A 16,987-nucleotide genomic window follows, 5' to 3' on the forward strand; every position below is an offset into this window, starting at 1 on the left:
CTCTCAAGCTGACACAACTTGAGAGGCGTTCTCTGGCACAGTTCACCTGAACTTGTTGTTATTCACGCGACCGGATGAAAACCAGCATCGGCATCATGATCACGAACATCACTCCTACAAGCTGGAAAGTGTGTACAAACGCAACCATTTGCGATTGCTGCTGCAACATCTGTTGGTATTGGTCTAACGCAACCGGGTCGGTAATAGAAAGCCCCTGATTGGCCGCCCAGTCATGCAAGTTAGGATTATAAGGATTAATACCCTCTCCCAGCGCATGCCATTGCTGCTGACTATCACGATATTGGAACGTGGTGGCGATAGAGATACCAAACGAACTACCAATCGTACGGAACAAATTGTAAATACTTGCCGCCGCGACAGATTGCTCTTTCGGAATCGTTAAATACGCCAAGGTGGACAGCGTCGAGAAAGTTAAACCAAGCCCCATCCCCTGAATCATACTCGGCATCACAATCCAAAATGTATCGATCTGCAGTGAGTATTGCGTCATCAAATAACTACCAATCCCGATGCAGCTCAAGCCAAAGACTATTTTGATTCTGGGATCGAATTGCGGATTGAGTTTAATCACCAAAATTAACATCGCCGCTGACGCCAATCCACGCGGTGCCATTAATAAGCCAGTGGTTGAGACCGGATAATCCAGCAAACTTTCCAACAACATCGGTTGTTGAGTCGTCAGGCCAAACATCGCCATCGACACCACGGCAATCATCAATGACGAGACCATAAGGTTTCGGTCTTTAAGCAGCCATAATGGCGCTATTGGGCTTTTGGTTTTCCAGCTGCGATAAATCCACATCACCGACCCCATGACAGCGAGTAATATCGCGGTCTGGATCATGCGTGAGTTGAGCCAGTCTTCTTCGTTCCCTTTATCCAACACAAACTGCAACGCGCCCACACCTAACGCCATGTAACTGATGATCCACCAGTCAAAGTTAGGTTTAGATTTGTTGTAGATGTGGATATAACGATAAATCAAAGAGGTACAGATCAAACCGAATGGCAAGTTGATGTAAAAAATCCAACGCCAGTTGATGTTGTCGGTGATCACGCCACCCACAACTGGGCCCAAAATAGGACCAAGCAAAATGCCGATGGAGAAAATTGCCATCGCTTTGCCTTTTTGCTCATACGGATAAATCTGCACTAACGTCGACTGCGCCAATGGAATCACCGACGCGCCGAAAGCGCCTTGGATAATGCGAAATAGCACCATCTCTTCAAGCGACTGTGCTTGCCCACAAAGCGCACTGGCAATCACAAAACCGATCACGGCAACCAGCATGACTTTGCGTTCACCAAAGCGCGACACCCAGAAACTGGTCATCGGAATGAAGATCGCTTCCGCCATGCTGTAACCCGTCAGCACCCAAGTAATTTGGTCTGCTGTTGCACCCAACGCGCCCATCATGTGCGATAGCGACACGTTCGCAACGGTCATATCGATTAACACCATGATGGCAGAAAGCATCACGGCGACGGTGGCAATCCCCCGTTTGTCTGCCGTAATTTGATGACTCATTGCACGCTACTTTGCAAATCAATGGTGACTTCTGAGCTCGCACCCACGCGAAGTTGCGGCGCATCGGCCGGTACTTCTAATGCCAAACGTACAGGGAAACGCTGTTTGATTTTAACCCAGTTACCCGTTGCGTTTTCTGGTGGCATCAAGGAGAACGATGTACCACTCGCAGGCGACAGTTGTTCTACCGTTGCTTTCCACACCACGTCTGGGTACATATCAATCACCACATCCGCATGCATGCCAGGTTTAATATGAGTAAGATCGGTTTCTTTAAAGTTCGCGCGTACCCAATAGCTGTCTTTTAAAATCACAGGGAACAGCGTTTGACCCACGCTAACGACCGAGCCTACGTGCGTATTGATCTCACCAGCAATGCCATCCACTGGTGACGTAATGTCGGTGTAACTCAAGTTCAGCTCCGCTTGCGCTAACTGTGCTGCCGCTTGTTGAACAACCGCAGCCTCTGCGCCTTCTTCACCACGGTTCGCAATGGCTTTTTCTACCGTCGCGCGCGCTTGCTCTAGGCTCGCTTGGGCATTGGCAAGTTTGTTTTTCGCCGTATCTAAATCTTGGTCCGACGCCAGTTTGCGTTTCACTAGAGAATCCGTACGTTTGTACTCCACTTGCGCTTCTGTCAGGTTAGAGCGCGCCGCATCTAAGCCCGCCACAGCTTCAGTTACCTGCTTATCGGCAACGTCATGTTGCTGGACCGCCAATTGGTATGCTGCTTTTGCTTGCTTCACTGCCAACAAATATGGGCGTGAATCTATCTTCAGCAGTAGGTCACCTTTATTAACAGATTGGAAATCTTTGACATCCACAGAAACCACTTGGCCTTTTACCTGAGGCGCTACCGACAAAATTTTTGCCCTAACGTAGGCATCTTCCGTGCTTGGATGACTGTCTGAATACTGCCAAGACCAATACATCGCACCAAATGCGATAACACAGAGAGTAAAGAAGAGAGTTTTTACCAGCTTAGATCTGGAGGAAGAATGCTTCGCGATGTCGCCGCTCATTTATATTGTCCACTTGTTCAATTATGTGATCAGTGTAGGACTTTTCGATCTTCCGACAATAAAATGATCTGCAAGGTAAAGATCCAATTTTGCATGTTGCTAAGTGGAGTAAATGATGTGCAATCAAAACGAGGATAAAAAAGAGGGGCAGTCCCCGTAACCGCCCCCAAAGTCATGCCAATAATAGTAATGTGCGTGTAACTACTGGTTTTTCTTAGAACTTGTAACCGCCGCTGATCATAAATACCCAAGGGTTAATTTTGACGTCGGTTTTTTGCTTCGCTCCACCTGCTTTGTAAGTTGCTTCTGTTTCAATGTTTGCGTACCACGCAGCAGCGTTGAGGAACCATTGATCGTTGATCATGTAGTCCACACCAATATTCGCTGCTAGACCGAATGAGTCATCCAACTTAAGATCTGAAAGACCAGCGCCTTTACCCGTGCTATTGAAGCCCTCATCAAAGAACATGGTGTAGTTGAGACCTGCACCAACGTATGGACGGAACTTACTTTGTGGCTCGCCAAAGTAGTACTGCACCATAAGCGTTGGTGGAAGGTGTTTGGTGTCCGCGATATCACCAAGACCTAACAAGTCTGTTGAAATATCGTGGCTGAATGGTGTTGCTGCTAGAAGCTCTAGACTGATGTTATCTGTGAACATGTAGCCAAACGTCAAACCAAGCTGCGTATTTGAATCCACTTTCAATTCTTCTTGAGAACCAAGAATCTTATCGCTGCTGTCATTAGGAACGACAGACGCCGCACCAACACGAAGAACGAAGTCACCTTGTTTATGAGCGAAAACACTTGGTGACACGAGTGCAGCAACCACTGCTAGACTGCAGATTGTTTTTTTCATTTTTTATTTCCTTTTATAGGGCTTCGTTATGTCGTACCCAAAGGTGTGCCTGCTGACTGGCCTTAGATTTCAAGTAAACTCAGCGCCTTGAAGCACACGGGCATCTATATTTTTTGAGCTGCGCGCAATCTAGCACATAGAAACCCTACTATTTTGATGGAAATCAATTTGTGAAAAATATAGGTTTTTTGTATAGAGAAACGCCATACCGATCAACAAATTATGCAAATCGGATACAATTCTGTAATGCAAACTGTGCGTGTGAGAAGCCATGCCTACTCAAAAACACGAATCCTCTCGCTAGGGCTCGTAGCCAGCAAAAACTTTTTTCTTCCTCTACGTCTTCTATTTTCAAAAAACAACCCACTTAAAACGCTCGTTTGACCCCTTAAAATTGCGATTTGAGGGGTTTGTAAAACACTGAAATACAAGAAGTTATTTTTCTGGAAAATCAGTCACTTGGAGTGCTAGTCTGCTCGTAGCTAAGGAGAAGACATGTTAAAAACCGATCTCATTTTTGAACGAGAAAACTTTTCTCACCACGATTTTCAGAATGCCACCTTTAAAAACTGCCACTTTTATATGTGCAGTTTCGACCATGCCGATCTGCGCGATGCTAAGTTCATCGACTGTCGCTTTATCGAATCCAAAGCGCTAGAAGGGTGTAGTTTTCGCTTCGCGAACTTAAAAGACGCCAGCTTTACGAACTGTATGTTGGCGATGAGCCTGTTTAACGGCGCAAATTGTATGGGCTTGGAGCTGCGTAAGTGCGATCTCAAAGGGGCAAACTTCCAAGGTGCGAACTTTGCTAATCGCGTCAGTAACACCATGTTTTTCTGTTCTGCTTTTATTACTGGCTGCAACCTCACCTACTGTAACTTCGAGCGAGTGTTACTAGAAAAATGTGACCTCTTTGAAAACCGTTGGAACGGAGCGAACCTCGCGGGGGCAACTCTTAAAGGCTCGGATTTATCTCGCTGCGAATTCTCGCCAGAACAATGGGGAACCTTTAACGTTGAGCAATGTGATCTGACTCATGTCGAACTAGACGGGCTGGATGTTCGCCGCGTTTCTCTGTTTGGTGTTAAAATTTGTGATTGGCAACAAGAGCAATTGCTTGCGCCTTTTGGACTGATCATTATCTAAGGAAAGGCCATGAACCTGTTTAAAGACTTACCGAATAACCTCGACGAGGAAGTGTTCGAAGACCTGCTGACCCACAAAAACCTGCGTATAGAACGCATTGTCTCAACAGGGCAAACCTCGCCCAAAAGTGGCTGGTACGATCAAGAAGAACATGAATGGGTATTGGTTCTTAAAGGAACTGGAGAGCTGACTTTTGAATCAGGTGTAGTGACACGACTTGAGGCAGGCGATCACGTTACGATTCCAGCGCATACCAAACACAAAGTGAGCTGGACTGACCCAACGCAAGAAACCATTTGGTTGGCAGTGTTTTATCAATAAACACAAAACGATCTTAAATCGAAAAATAGGCGCTGAATTTGCTCGATACTACCAAGCCGTCACTGGCACTGTTTGATTTTGATGGCACCATCACCCGAGAGGATATGTTTAGCCTTTTCCTCCACTATTCTGCTTATGGCCTGCGCAAACGAGTAGGAAAGGTCGCTATCATGCCATTTTATGCGCTGTACAAACTCGGAGTGTTACCCGCTCGTCTTATGCGTCCGCTCAGCAGTTTTATTGCATTTTCAGGGAAAGAAACGCAGCAAATTGAAGCGATTGGCGCTCAGTTTGCCCATGAAGTGATCCCGCTGTACTTACGGCCAGAAGCGATGGAAAGGTTGACTTGGCATCAACACAGAGGCGATACCATTGTGGTGGTGTCGGCATCACTCAATGCGTATCTCAAGCCTTGGTGTGAAGCGAACGGTTACCACTTGCTGTGCAGTGAACTGATCTCAGAGCAGCCAAAACTGAGTGGCTTTTACCAGCAAGGTGATTGCAGTTTAGAAAGAAAAGTCTCGCGCGTTAAGGCGGCGTTTTCGCTCGACGAGTTTGAGTCTATTTATGCCTACGGTGATACACACGAAGACATTCCGATGCTCAAACTGGCAGACTACGCGATGCTCAACTGGAGCGAGTGGAGAGCAAGCGAATAACGATATGTGCTCTGATTTTCAAGACAACCACTCGACCAAAGTGGTCGTTTTAGACTGAAAAAACAAACCCTTCTCACATGAGAAGGGTTTTATTGATCAGGGCCCGAATAAATGACTTAACGCCATACCCCCCATTGACCCGTTGTGCCTGGTTCCTCACCAGACGTCCACCACTGAGCGGTCCATTCTTTACCGTTGTGCGTCACCACATCACCTTGGTCGTAAACGGCCGTCTTGTCCCATAAGTTGGTTGGTTCAACTGGTGGCGGTACATCCGCTTTGATCAGTGACAACGCATAACTGAAGTCTGCGCTTGGCGCTAATACTTGGTTCGCATTCACGTTCTTACTATCGAACATGTAGTGGTTCATCTCTTGATGCCAAATGCCCACATACCAATCGCCCGTTTGCTGCGCGTTAAATTGATCCGCAATTTCTGCCGCCCAAGTCGTCGTATTGTTTGCGCTGATTGGCAGTGAAATATCAACAATTTCATTGCCTGTCGCATTAAACGTACGGAAACGGATGGTGTCACCCGCTTCTACTGGTCCAAAACCTTGCTGAACAAAGTAGCCCAGAGATGTCAGATTATTACCCGGTTCGGTTGGATCAACGGGGTCAGTCGGCGGCGTCGTACCTGTTCCGTTTAACGTAATGTCACTACAGTTGTAGAAACCTTCACCAGCCACATCAATGCGCTGCCAACGAGTATAAAGCACTGCATCGCCCGAGCGCTCAGCTGGGAAAGTCACCTGAATACGGTAGCGTTTTTCCGCATCAACATACACATCACCTGCGGTGTCGATCAGCTCTAAATCACTCCAAGTAAGCGGTTTTGAATCATCATAGGTCGGCTTGGTGAGATAGAATTCCCAGTATGATGGGTTGTGCGGCGCCTTGCCGTAAAACACCAATTCAATCTGGTTATTTGCATCTGGCGTAACATTGGTGCGCTGCCAGTTTGGAGAAGGAATGTTCAAGCCTTTCTTAGCAGCATCGCCGGCAGAACACAGTTCGCCGTCACGGACTACGGCTTTAACATGCTCCATATCTCGGTAATTTGGTACGTTTGCTGCAATTTCACTGCGTTTCACAAACGGGTAAGCACCAGATTCTTCAAAAGCCGCTTTACACGCTTGGTTGGGGATCTCATTGGTCCAAAAACCACCGTCTAAATAACACGTATTCTGACGAGCACTTGGAAATTCTACCCAGCCGTGGGCGTTGACGTTAAATGAGCTCAATGCGGCAACAGCGCTTAAGCTCAAAAGAGGAAGTGTTACATGTAATTTCATCGTTCATCCTTAAATTTGCTGACTCGCCGCTCGTGAACACAAGCGGTTTAAGCAAAACTAGCAGGATGAGATTATTTCGAAGGTGAGAATAAAGGTGGAAATTGTAAGAGTGCCATCTGCTTTCCAGCATTTGTTGTGTACTTATCTCATACTCGACTGACTCTTTCGAGTCACTTCAAATTCATGTGCCACAAAACCATACCAATCTTGACCTACTAACGTTCGTCTTTCGGTGTGTCCATTACCACCATGGTTGTGATCGACTTAACGTGTTCGCACTCACCCAACACATCAGCGTGAAACGCTTTATAAGCGGCGAGATCTTGCGTTTCCACACGCAGCAAATACTCATTCGCGCCAGTGATGTTGTGACATTCCACCACCTCGTTTACAAAACGCACATGCTCTTCGAAACCCAGCTGCGCCTGCTTAGAGTGCGAGGCCAAACCAATCGACACATAAGCGACAAAACCTACGCCAAGTTGCTGATTATCCAGCACCGCTCGGTAGCCTTTGATCACGCCTTTACGCTCTAAATCTTGCACTCTGCGTAAGGTTGCAGACGGAGATAAACCAACGCGTTCCGACAGCTCCACATTGGAGATTCTTCCGTCTCGCTTGAGCACTTGCAATATTCTTTCGTCAAATCTATCCATGGTGATGTTTCATTGCTTATTTAGTTTCTAATCATCAAATAAAAGCACAATATTGACCTCAGTTCTACTTATAGTTGTTCTCAACTTATCGAGAACTGATTCAAGGAACAATCTATGGAATATCATCAACTGGGCGCTTTGGCGTTGTTCGCTTTTGTCTCCACTTTTACGCCGGGTCCCAATAACATTATGTTGATGACCTCAGGGGCAAATGTTGGCTTTAAACGCACCATTCCACACATGTTGGGCATTACCTTCGGTTTTGGTGCCATGCTAATTTTGGTGGGCATTGGCTTGATGAGCCTCTTCAACGCTTACCCGATTACTCACTCCATTTTGAAAGTATTGAGCTTGAGTTATTTGCTGTACTTGACGTACAAAATCGCCACGAGCGGCAAAACCGAAGCAAAACACGATTTTCGCCCAATGTCTTTTTTAGGGGCGGTGGCATTCCAGTGGGTGAACCCAAAAGGTTGGTCGATGGCGTTGACGGCCATTACGGTATACACCAGTGGCGGTTCTTGGCTTGAACTGACTTTTATCGCCGGTATCTTCTGTTTAGCTAACTTGCCATCGGTAACATTTTGGACCGCGGCAGGCATGCAACTTCAACGCTGGTTGACCACATCTAGGCGTGTAAAAGGGTTTAACTATGGGATGGCAGCGCTTTTACTGCTGTCGACTATCCCAATGATATAGAAGACAAAATAGCCGTAAAACCGTGATCTAATACAAAGTTCAGGTAGATACTGAATCAATAATCACAATCTAACGCCACTTTTGGACAATGCCAGGGTCATAGTAGCGAAGCAATGCGCTATTTATTAAAAGCACACTAATTATAAGCCACAGCTATTTTTAATGTTCGTTGCTTGCTCGCAGTAACTGCGATGAATCTATCACCCTGGCCAAAAGCTCATGAGCTTAAGGTCCTTTACACAAGGAGCGTTACACAATGCACACTCGCAAGCTTATTCTTGCTGCCACTTTTGGATTATTATTGGCGGGTTGCAGTCAAACATCCACCACAACCAATGCTGAAGTCATTCCACCCGAGTATCCAGTGGATTATTTCTTTAAAAACAGCGAAGTTTCTAGCTATCAAATCTCTCCTGCTGGTGACTACATCTCAATGATGAAGCCATGGCAAGACCGTAAGAACGTCTTTGTTTATCCCACAGATAATCCCGATCAGATAAAACGCGTCACATCCGTAACAGGGCGTGACATCGCATACTACTACTGGGTTGGCGAAGACACCGTAATTTACTCTCGTGATACGGGAGGAGATGAGAACTTTTATCTCGTGACGGTTAATGTCAAAACAGGCGAAGAGAAAACCATCACACCGACATCCGGTGTTGTGGCATACGTTATCGACACACTAGACAATCAACCCGATGACATTTTGATTTCGAGTAACGAGCGTAACCCGCAAGTCTTTGATGTTTATCGACATAATCTAAAAACAGGCGAAAATACTCTCGTCGCGCAAAACCCGGGCAATGTGCGCTCATGGGGTACCGATCACGATGGCAACATTCGTGTCATCACCACATCAGATGGTGTTAATACCTCCGTTTTATATCGCGATACGGTTGAAGATGAATTTAAGGCGCTAAAGAATCTCACTTTCAAAGAGAGCTTTAGCCCCATTTCATTCACGCCGGACAACAAAAACTTATATGTGGCATCACGAATTACGCGTGATAAATCAGCCATCGTTGAATACGATGTAAAAGCCAATAAAGAAATACGAGAAATCTTCTCTCACCCGGAAGTTGACGTGAATAGCGCTCACTACTCTGAAGCGCTTAATAAGCTGGTTTCAGTCTCTTACGTGACAGATAAAAACCACTATCACTTCTTAGATGATTCCTACCAACAAACCTTCGAGCGCCTCTCAGAGAAACTGCCAAATGTAGAAATTTCTGTAACCAGTGCGACGCGAGATGAAAGTAAAATGATTGTCGTCACCTACAGCGATGTCGATCGACCAAATTACTACTTCTACGATCGTAAAGCAGACAAATTGGAGAAATTGGCAGAAAACGCTCCATGGCATAAGCCAGAACATATGGCGAAGATGACGCCAATCCAATACACCGCTCGCGATGGAGAAACCATTCATGGGTACCTAACGCTGCCGAAGGGTCGAGAGGCCAAAGATCTACCTTTGCTTGTGCTCCCACACGGCGGTCCATGGGCTCGTGATCACTGGGGATTTCAGCCTGAGGTACAATTATTCGCTAACCGCGGTATCGCGGTGCTGCAAATGAACTTCAGGGGATCAACTGGTTATGGTCGCGAGTTTTGGGAGAAGTCGTTCAAGCAATGGGGACAATCCATGCAGGATGACATTACCGACGGTGTCAAATGGGCTACCGAACAAGGTTACGCACAAGATGGCAACGTATGTATTTATGGTGCCTCTTATGGCGGCTACGCAACTCTGGCGGGGGTGACATTCACTCCTGATTTATATAAGTGCGGAATCGACTACGTTGGCGTATCTAACTTATTTACCTTTATGGACTCCATTCCACCTTATTGGGCACCATTCCTTGCAATGTTACACGAGCAAGTAGGCAATCCGAATGATCCTGAAGACGCGAAAATGATGAAAGCCTACTCACCAGTGTTCCATGTCGACCAAATTAAGGCACCTTTATTGGTCCTACAAGGTGCACAAGATCCACGCGTGGTGAAGAGCGAGTCAGACCAAATCGTTGATGCACTGCGCGAACAAGGCGTCGAGGTCGAATACATCGTGAAGGAAAATGAGGGGCACGGATTCCGCTCTTTGGAGAACCGTCTTGATGGTTACCAAGCGATGGATAGATTCCTAAAAACACATTTACTTGAGCAGACTCAATAAGCCTTTACATCGTTAAGTTCGAAAGGGCATGTTGGCGTGCCCTTTCTTATTTTTTCTACGTATTTTGCTCGCCCCAGTCCTCAGTACCACTGCAATACTCCAATAATCCAGCTCAATTCACAGTGTAAATTTATATAAAGACACTACCCTCTTATGAGAGATCTTGATAACCTTAAATGAGAAAGAGAATAATTATCGAGTAGAGTCAAAGATGAAGAAGAAGCCTCAACCTAAAACGATTGTTGTCACAGATACAGAGACAATTACCCCAAATATGCAGCGTATTACTTTGCAAGGTGAAGCGCTAAGCCAGTTTCCACGCGACTGCGAAGGTAGCTACATCAAGCTATTGTTCAATGAGATGGGCGGTACCGATTTGAGCATGCTAAGCGACGATGACCGACCATTAATGCGAACCTATACTATTCGTCGTTTCCATCCGGAAATACACACCATCGAAATCGATTTTGTCCGCCATACAACACAAGATTTACAGTGTGGCTTTGCCGCGCGTTGGGCGATGGCCGCACAAAAAGGCGATACGATTAATATCGTAGGTCCAGGCAGTATCTCTAATTTGAATACCGAGGCTGACTGGTTCTTTATGGCCGCCGATATGACAGCACTTCCTGCTCTTTCAGCGAAAATTCGTACGCTACCAGAAGAGGCAAAAGGCTACGCCGTGATCAGTGTGATGTCTGCGGCAGACATCCAGCCTCTGCACGCACCAACTGGTATGGAGCTAATTTGGCTTACAGAAAGTCAAACCCTAGCAGAAGCGGTACGCGAACAAAAATGGCTAGATGGGGACGCCGCAGTATGGTGTGCCTGTGAGTTCGATTCAATGCGCGCGCTACGCCAATACTTCCGCAACGAGAAAGAAGTTGATCGTGAAAATATCTACATCAGTAGCTATTGGAAACAAGGCGTGTCGGAAGACGGGCACAAAGTGATTAAACGTGAAGACGCGGAATCCAATCAATAGTGGTTCATGTCTTTTCGATTCCAGCTCTCATCCCAATAAAAACGCCCAGCATCACCGGGCGTTTTTCATCATCATGTTTGACGTAATCAGTGTTTGTAAGACTCCGGCACGTCCGCAATGTAAATCGCAGGAACGCCTTCAAAGTCACTGGTAAACAACACACCATCATCGTTCGGTGTGAATGACGGATGCGGGTGAGTAATTTGGCGATCGCCATCCAACACATCCCAAGATGTGCTGTGCTTACACAGTTTTTGCGCCGATTTCGCTTTTGTGTTCAATACATACAAGAACGGGTCATTTTCGATGTTGTAGCTGTCCGCGTCTGCAACATCAACTGGCGCATCGCAACCATCACCAACCATCAAAGAACCATCGAAGTTACTCATAAGGTGAGAACAAGGTGGCATCACCATCACTTCTTCATTCTCTAATGTCTCTGGGTTGGCTTTGAAAATCACGCGATCAGTTTGACCTTTGAAGTAAGAAACGTACGCCATTGCGCTGCCATCTGGAATCCAGAACTCGTGCGTGCACGATTCACCTTCTGCGTGCTCTTTGATCTTACGAACGTTGCTGCCATCTTCATTGACCAGCCACATGCGCGCATCCACCAAATCATGCGGACCTTCATGACAGAAACCAACCGTTGAGTCATCAAACGGACGGTAAATTGGGTGACCTAGCCACGCAGTGTCTTGATGGATCACCTCCAACTCACCGGTTTCGATATCCACTTTAATTAGGCGGCAAGTTGGATTGGTGTGGTAGAACTCGGCAAACTTTTCCCACGAAGTCAGCGGTTGCCAATCACGTTTTAAAATCTCGATGCCAACTAACTTGGTACAGTCAGAATTTGCCACCCAAGTACCGTAGCCTTTCCACTCTTCATCGACCGTATAAATGACTTGTTCTTCCAGCGTCTCTAAATCGACTTTCATCAAATTCAGTTCGTTTTTCACGTAGAAAAATGCACGCTCATCCGTCGAAATGAAACCGCCAAAGGTGTTGTCACCTTTACCTTCCGTCAGTTGGACTGCTTGTTGCGTTTCAAGGTTAAGCAGGTAATAGTTGCGATTTCCGTCGAAATCACCTGCAAACAGCAGCTTTTTTCCATCCTGAGTAAAGCACTTCTGGTAAAAGTAGTTACGGTGACAAATCACGTCCGTTGGCGTTAATCGCGTCACTTTCACTTGGGTATCACTATCAACAAACGTTTCGAAGTTGAGAGTAATCACATCACCTTTAGCCATAATATATCTCCACAAAAGGGCTGCCCAAGCGAGGGCAGCCAAAACAAAAATTCAGATTATTGGGTCGTTGTCGCGGCTACTTTAGAGGGCTGCGTGTCTAGCTTGGCACTCTTCTTCAAGCCGTAGCCCACAGCAAAGACTGACGCTGCACAAGCAAGGAACAATAGGCGGCCCCATAGTGGGTTTGGAATCAACACCATCAGTGTTAAACCTGCGGCCATGTAGATAACCAGCGTACCCAATTTCGCGCGTTGCATGCGGTCAACAATGTCTTGGCCTTCTTCTGCAACACACTCGGTGTCCACATCTTTAAAGAATTCCGCCGTTGTCTCTTTGTGCGTGTCTGTTTCTTCTTTGTAGAACAGAGTCGATAAGCAGAAGAAACCAGCAGTAAAGACAAGGTGAGCAGCAATGGTGATCATTGTGCGCATTTCACCTGCTTCGCGGCGTGTTAGCTCATCCATACCGAACCAGCTACCAACAAATTCTGGAGTGAAGATTTTCACCACTGACCAAGAGACAAACATACCAACCACAACTGTTGCCCATGGTGCCCATTTCGGCGTTCTGCGAATGATGATGCCAAGGAACAATGGAACTAGGATTGGTGATTGAAGTAGCGTCGCCACTTGCATCATTAGATCAAACAAGCTTAGGTGCTTCAGTGAGTTGAAGAACTGAGCCATCATGATAACGAGGATGCCGTTCACCAAACATGCGATTTGACCAGCACGCAGTAGCTCTTTATCCGAAGCTTGGCCTTTACGCACAATGTTTGAGTAGAAGCTGCGAACGAAAATACCTGAGTTACGGTTTAGTGCAGAGTCCATCGAAGACATGGTCGCCGCAAACAGACCTGCCATGAGCAGACCAACGGTGCCTAGAGGCATTGTTTCACGAGCGAAGACAAGGTAAACCGCATCGCTTGCTTTCGCACCCAATGATGAGTATTGCGTTGCTGCATCTGGGTACAGGATTGCTGAAGCCCAAGGTGGGATGAACCAAATTACCGCGCCAAATAGCATCATCACAAGCGCCATCAGCGCAGCTTTACTTGCGTTTTTCGAGTCTTTCGCGTTAAGGAAACGGTAAGACTCCTGCATGTTGTTGATACTTTGCAGCTGTTTCACTACGAAGAAGATGAACGTACAAACTAACAGTAGTGGGTAGTTCATATCTGGGCCCATGATGAAGCCACCAGGGAAGTTCTCAACGATCTCGCCAGGGCCACCAACGACGTACAATGCAACTGCCGCACAAGCAATGGAGATAACCGCAACAACCAGCGTTTGAATAAAGTCCGACGCCACTACGCCCCACGCACCACTCAGCAATGAGATAGCCAATACCGCAAGGCCAGTCACCCAAATGGTAGTCACGATGTCGGCATTAAATACCGCAGAAGCAAACACACCCAAACCGTTTAGCCAAACACCCGCGTTAATCACACTTAACGGAATGATTACCCAAGTGAAAAACTGCTCGTTAGTGTTACCAAAGCGGCGTTTTACCCCTTCAGTCGGCGTATCGACACGCATTTGGCGGAAGCGGCGAGCAAAGTAGAAGTAAGCGAAAACGTACGCCACCATGTTGCCAACAAACACGGCCAATACCGCGAAGCCATCGTTAAACGCTTTACCCGCTGCACCGGTAAACGTCCATGCAGAGAACTGAGTCATAAATGCTGTGGCACCAACCATCCACCAAAGCATCTTACCGCCCCCGCGGAAATAGTCGCTGGTACTATTGCTTGCCATTTTTTTGAACAGCAAGCTGATTGCCACCATCAGGGCAAAGTAGCCTGCTATTACTAAGTAATCGTATTCCATAATAGAAACCTCGAAACGCTGTTTTAATTTAGATAAATTATATTTTCAAAAAACAAAACTAACTGAGACAAAAATCAAAACAACGGTTCATTTTTTATTTTTTGCGTTCAAACGTGATGAAGATCAATAGTGAGCGTCTTGTAAATAATTGCGGATCCATACTCGTCGTTGCTGCATTCCCTTAGTTAATCTTAGAACCAAAAAGAGATTGTCACTGACAAGTCGAAAAGCGTAAAAATGCGACCGTTGTAAGGTGAGTTTTGACGAAAAAAAGGGCTCCTGAGAGCCCGTGGTTACTCGTTAGTGAATAAGTTGCTTAAGCTGCATCGCCTCTTGCTTACCCGGAATGACTTGTTGGGTATCAATCACTGACGCTTGCTTTAATGGCGCGAGCATTTTGCTGTCGACCGCTTTGCCATCACTGGTGTAAGTCGTGCCATTTTCGACCAACGCATTGCCAGTCGATTTCGCACTGTTGATCACGTCGTCATATTTGCTGCTGACATGGAATCGGTAAGAACGGTTATTGGTGAACGTGCCTTGCTCAATCTCGCCGGAATATGGGCTCTTACGGAACAAGTAGTTGAAGCGCTTGTTATCAATCGACACGTTGTCGCTCAATACCAGTGCACCAGGGTTAAAGTTGTCCGTAAATCCGTCCATGTTGTTATTGAAAGACAAGCTGTTTTTCACCACATGTGGAACCGGAATCCCCTCGCCGCCTAGCTTGAAGCCGTTACCAATCGTGCCACCCTTGTTGGCAACATCGAGTGTGCGCCCGTTGCTGAACGAGATGGAATCCAAAATAGTCACCGCACCGTTTGCGCCATCTTCCACTTTGTTGAACAAGTCCCAACCGTCATCAATGTTGTGGTGAGACAAACAACGGATGAAAGTGTTGCCATCGCCGATACGCATCTTGGCCGCAAAACCGTCTGCGTTGATCTGCGAAGGATCCATGTTGTTGTAGCTTTCGCTTTCAATCACTTGGTTGTAACTTGCCCACAGTGCGCGGCCAATGTTTTCAGGAGAGGTGATCACGAAACCAGTATCTGGCGCGCCGTGTGTCACCATTTTTTCGAAGGTGTTGTGGCTACCATGAACAATGAACTGCGCACCCGCAACTTCAATACCTTGGTAATGCCAGTAATTTGCCTCGTGACGAAGTTCCGAAACAAAGCGAACATTGTCTCCTTCCGCACGTAGGTGCTTGAGCTTGTCGGCACTGCCACTCGCCGTCAGCGGGATCTCCATCCCTTGGTAGTCACCATCTTTCAAAATGATGGTGCCACCAGTAGGAAGCAGTTCTACTGCGGTAGCGAAATCAAGCGGTTTCGCTTGAGATCCATTGCCTTTGTCGCTGCCGTTTGGTGCAACATACAGCGTCATTGGGTCTGGCAGAGAAACAACGTCAACGCTGTAACGGTGCGCTTGTGTCTCTTTGTTTGGGGCGTCAATGGCGGTGAATCTCACTTCCATTTGATTCGCGCCGCTATCAAGTGTCAGCCACTGGCTGAACAACTCGCCCGCCGTCACGGTTTGCTTCGCAACCACTTTGCCATTGTGCAGAGCTTCAAATTCGCCCGAGTAGTTGGCACGAGCTTGAACCGGATACTCCTTGGTTGCAGAGCGAGGTGAAGAAGCGATTTGGAATACCAATTCTCCCTGCTTGGCCGCGTATTTTGGAGCGTCCACGGTATCCGCCGCAGCAAGCTGCAAATCGACATTGCTCACCGTCATTTTTGCATTGCGTGACGCAAAGAAGCCGACGTATTGCGAGTCTGAGTTTTGCATTTCAACGATATTGGCATTCGCGCCTTTTACCGCTTGCTCAACGAATTTTTCGCCATTACGGTAGCTGACTTTGAAACCATCATTGGTGCGTGTCAGCGTCATGCGGTAGGTTTCAGCCGTGCCGTAAGGCACCCCTTCCACATAATCGACACGGCTTAAACGGTTACCCGGCGTTCCCCAAGGTTGATAAACGCCTTCACGAAACGATGCGTTGATGTTGGTCATGCCACCGTTCGTGCGGGTGTGAGAACGCATTAGGTTCATCACCATGTTCGATGCAGACGGAAACTCTTCATGGCCCTCAGGTTGCGGCACTAAACGCTCGGCACCGAGGATGTCGCGCACCATCAAACCTGCGCCTTCTTGGCGGTTGGGTGTCGCGCCTGTTTCCGGGCCAAGCTGTTCAAGCACCACATCGGCACTGAGGGTAAAGTTCACATCGGTTGGTAGCTCGGTGTAGTAAAAGGTGAGTCCTTCATGCGAGTTGGCTAACTTGCCACCGCGGCTTTCAATGGTAAATGTGGACGCTAACTTGCCAGCAGCGACAGCCTCACCATTGACCGTCACTTGGTTCACGCCAACTTTTTCCGGCAAAATGGTTGAGCCAAAGTTCATGTCGGTCGATTGACCAAAAGTGATCGCTTTCCAAGTCAGGTCTTCGACCTTAATCTCAGCAGCGTGTGCGGCTGGGGCCAATATGGCCGCCAGACACAAGGCTAAAGTGTGTTTTTTCATGGTCAC

14 protein-coding genes are annotated in these 16,987 nt (G+C 47.0%); 6 read left to right on the plus strand and 8 right to left on the minus strand.

The window, feature by feature from the left end; all coding sequences use genetic code 11:
- Positions 1-58: 58 nt before the first annotated feature.
- The 3 genes from J8Z23_RS20945 to ompW all read right to left on the minus strand — a co-directional run bounded on the left by J8Z23_RS20945 (position 59) and on the right by ompW (position 3,430).
- A complete protein-coding gene (locus J8Z23_RS20945) occupies positions 59-1,549 on the minus strand; it encodes an MDR family MFS transporter (RefSeq protein ID WP_434635325.1) in 1,491 nt (496 codons plus the stop codon).
- Positions 1,546-2,571, minus strand: a complete 1,026-nt coding sequence (locus tag J8Z23_RS20950) for an HlyD family secretion protein (protein ID WP_005482880.1) — start codon at positions 2,569-2,571, stop codon at positions 1,546-1,548. The genes J8Z23_RS20945 and J8Z23_RS20950 overlap by 4 nt, the downstream gene beginning before the upstream one ends.
- A 214-nt stretch (positions 2,572-2,785) precedes the next feature.
- Positions 2,786-3,430: an outer membrane protein OmpW gene (gene ompW / locus J8Z23_RS20955; RefSeq protein WP_005391962.1), complete on the minus strand. Its 645-nt coding sequence runs from the start codon at positions 3,428-3,430 to the stop codon at positions 2,786-2,788.
- A 495-nt stretch (positions 3,431-3,925) separates the two neighbouring features.
- Here ompW and J8Z23_RS20960 point away from each other — a divergent pair, with 495 nt between their 5' ends.
- The 3 genes from J8Z23_RS20960 to J8Z23_RS20970 are packed head-to-tail and all read left to right on the plus strand — an operon-like array spanning position 3,926 to position 5,556.
- Positions 3,926-4,576 carry a Qnr family pentapeptide repeat protein gene (locus J8Z23_RS20960; RefSeq protein WP_005391967.1) on the plus strand — a complete coding sequence of 217 codons (651 nt, stop codon included), beginning with the start codon at positions 3,926-3,928 and terminating at the stop codon, positions 4,574-4,576.
- A gap of 9 nt (positions 4,577-4,585) precedes the next feature.
- On the plus strand, positions 4,586-4,897 hold the full coding sequence (locus tag J8Z23_RS20965; RefSeq protein WP_140073536.1) for a cupin domain-containing protein: 312 nt from the start codon (positions 4,586-4,588) through the stop codon (positions 4,895-4,897).
- Positions 4,898-4,935: 38 nt separating this feature from the next.
- The gene (locus tag J8Z23_RS20970; RefSeq protein ID WP_140073535.1) at positions 4,936-5,556 is read left to right on the plus strand and encodes an HAD-IB family hydrolase; all 621 of its coding nucleotides are present in this window, start codon (positions 4,936-4,938) and stop codon (positions 5,554-5,556) included.
- A 116-nt stretch (positions 5,557-5,672) separates the two neighbouring features.
- On the opposite strand, the gene J8Z23_RS20975 is transcribed toward J8Z23_RS20970, so the two are convergent.
- Positions 5,673-6,851: a lytic polysaccharide monooxygenase gene (locus tag J8Z23_RS20975; RefSeq protein ID WP_434635326.1), complete on the minus strand. Its 1,179-nt coding sequence runs from the start codon at positions 6,849-6,851 to the stop codon at positions 5,673-5,675.
- 215 nt (positions 6,852-7,066) lie between these two features.
- Positions 7,067-7,507, minus strand: a complete 441-nt coding sequence (locus J8Z23_RS20980; RefSeq protein WP_005482841.1) for an Lrp/AsnC family transcriptional regulator — start codon at positions 7,505-7,507, stop codon at positions 7,067-7,069.
- 114 nt (positions 7,508-7,621) lie between these two features.
- Here J8Z23_RS20980 and J8Z23_RS20985 point away from each other — a divergent pair, with 114 nt between their 5' ends.
- The 3 genes from J8Z23_RS20985 to J8Z23_RS20995 all read left to right on the plus strand — a co-directional run bounded on the left by J8Z23_RS20985 (position 7,622) and on the right by J8Z23_RS20995 (position 11,370).
- The gene (locus J8Z23_RS20985; RefSeq protein WP_006740964.1) at positions 7,622-8,206 is read left to right on the plus strand and encodes a LysE family translocator; all 585 of its coding nucleotides are present in this window, start codon (positions 7,622-7,624) and stop codon (positions 8,204-8,206) included.
- 256 nt (positions 8,207-8,462) lie between these two features.
- The gene (locus J8Z23_RS20990) at positions 8,463-10,385 is read left to right on the plus strand and encodes a prolyl oligopeptidase family serine peptidase (RefSeq protein ID WP_434635329.1); all 1,923 of its coding nucleotides are present in this window, start codon (positions 8,463-8,465) and stop codon (positions 10,383-10,385) included.
- Between the two features lie 211 nt (positions 10,386-10,596).
- On the plus strand, positions 10,597-11,370 hold the full coding sequence (locus J8Z23_RS20995; protein ID WP_256964751.1) for a siderophore-interacting protein: 774 nt from the start codon (positions 10,597-10,599) through the stop codon (positions 11,368-11,370).
- 86 nt (positions 11,371-11,456) lie between these two features.
- On the opposite strand, the gene J8Z23_RS21000 is transcribed toward J8Z23_RS20995, so the two are convergent.
- The 3 genes from J8Z23_RS21000 to J8Z23_RS21010 form a co-directional block, all read right to left on the minus strand.
- Positions 11,457-12,623 carry an oligogalacturonate lyase family protein gene (locus J8Z23_RS21000; RefSeq protein ID WP_021450385.1) on the minus strand — a complete coding sequence of 389 codons (1,167 nt, stop codon included), beginning with the start codon at positions 12,621-12,623 and terminating at the stop codon, positions 11,457-11,459.
- 56 nt (positions 12,624-12,679) lie between these two features.
- Positions 12,680-14,452, minus strand: a complete 1,773-nt coding sequence (locus J8Z23_RS21005; RefSeq protein ID WP_005487072.1) for a sodium:solute symporter family protein — start codon at positions 14,450-14,452, stop codon at positions 12,680-12,682.
- 300 nt (positions 14,453-14,752) lie between these two features.
- The gene (locus tag J8Z23_RS21010) at positions 14,753-16,981 is read right to left on the minus strand and encodes a right-handed parallel beta-helix repeat-containing protein (protein WP_434635330.1); all 2,229 of its coding nucleotides are present in this window, start codon (positions 16,979-16,981) and stop codon (positions 14,753-14,755) included.
- Between the last annotated feature and the right edge of the window lie 6 nt (positions 16,982-16,987).

This window comes from Vibrio sp. SCSIO 43086, from assembly GCF_051132235.1.
In the GTDB taxonomy this organism is placed as follows: domain Bacteria; phylum Pseudomonadota; class Gammaproteobacteria; order Enterobacterales; family Vibrionaceae; genus Vibrio; species Vibrio diabolicus.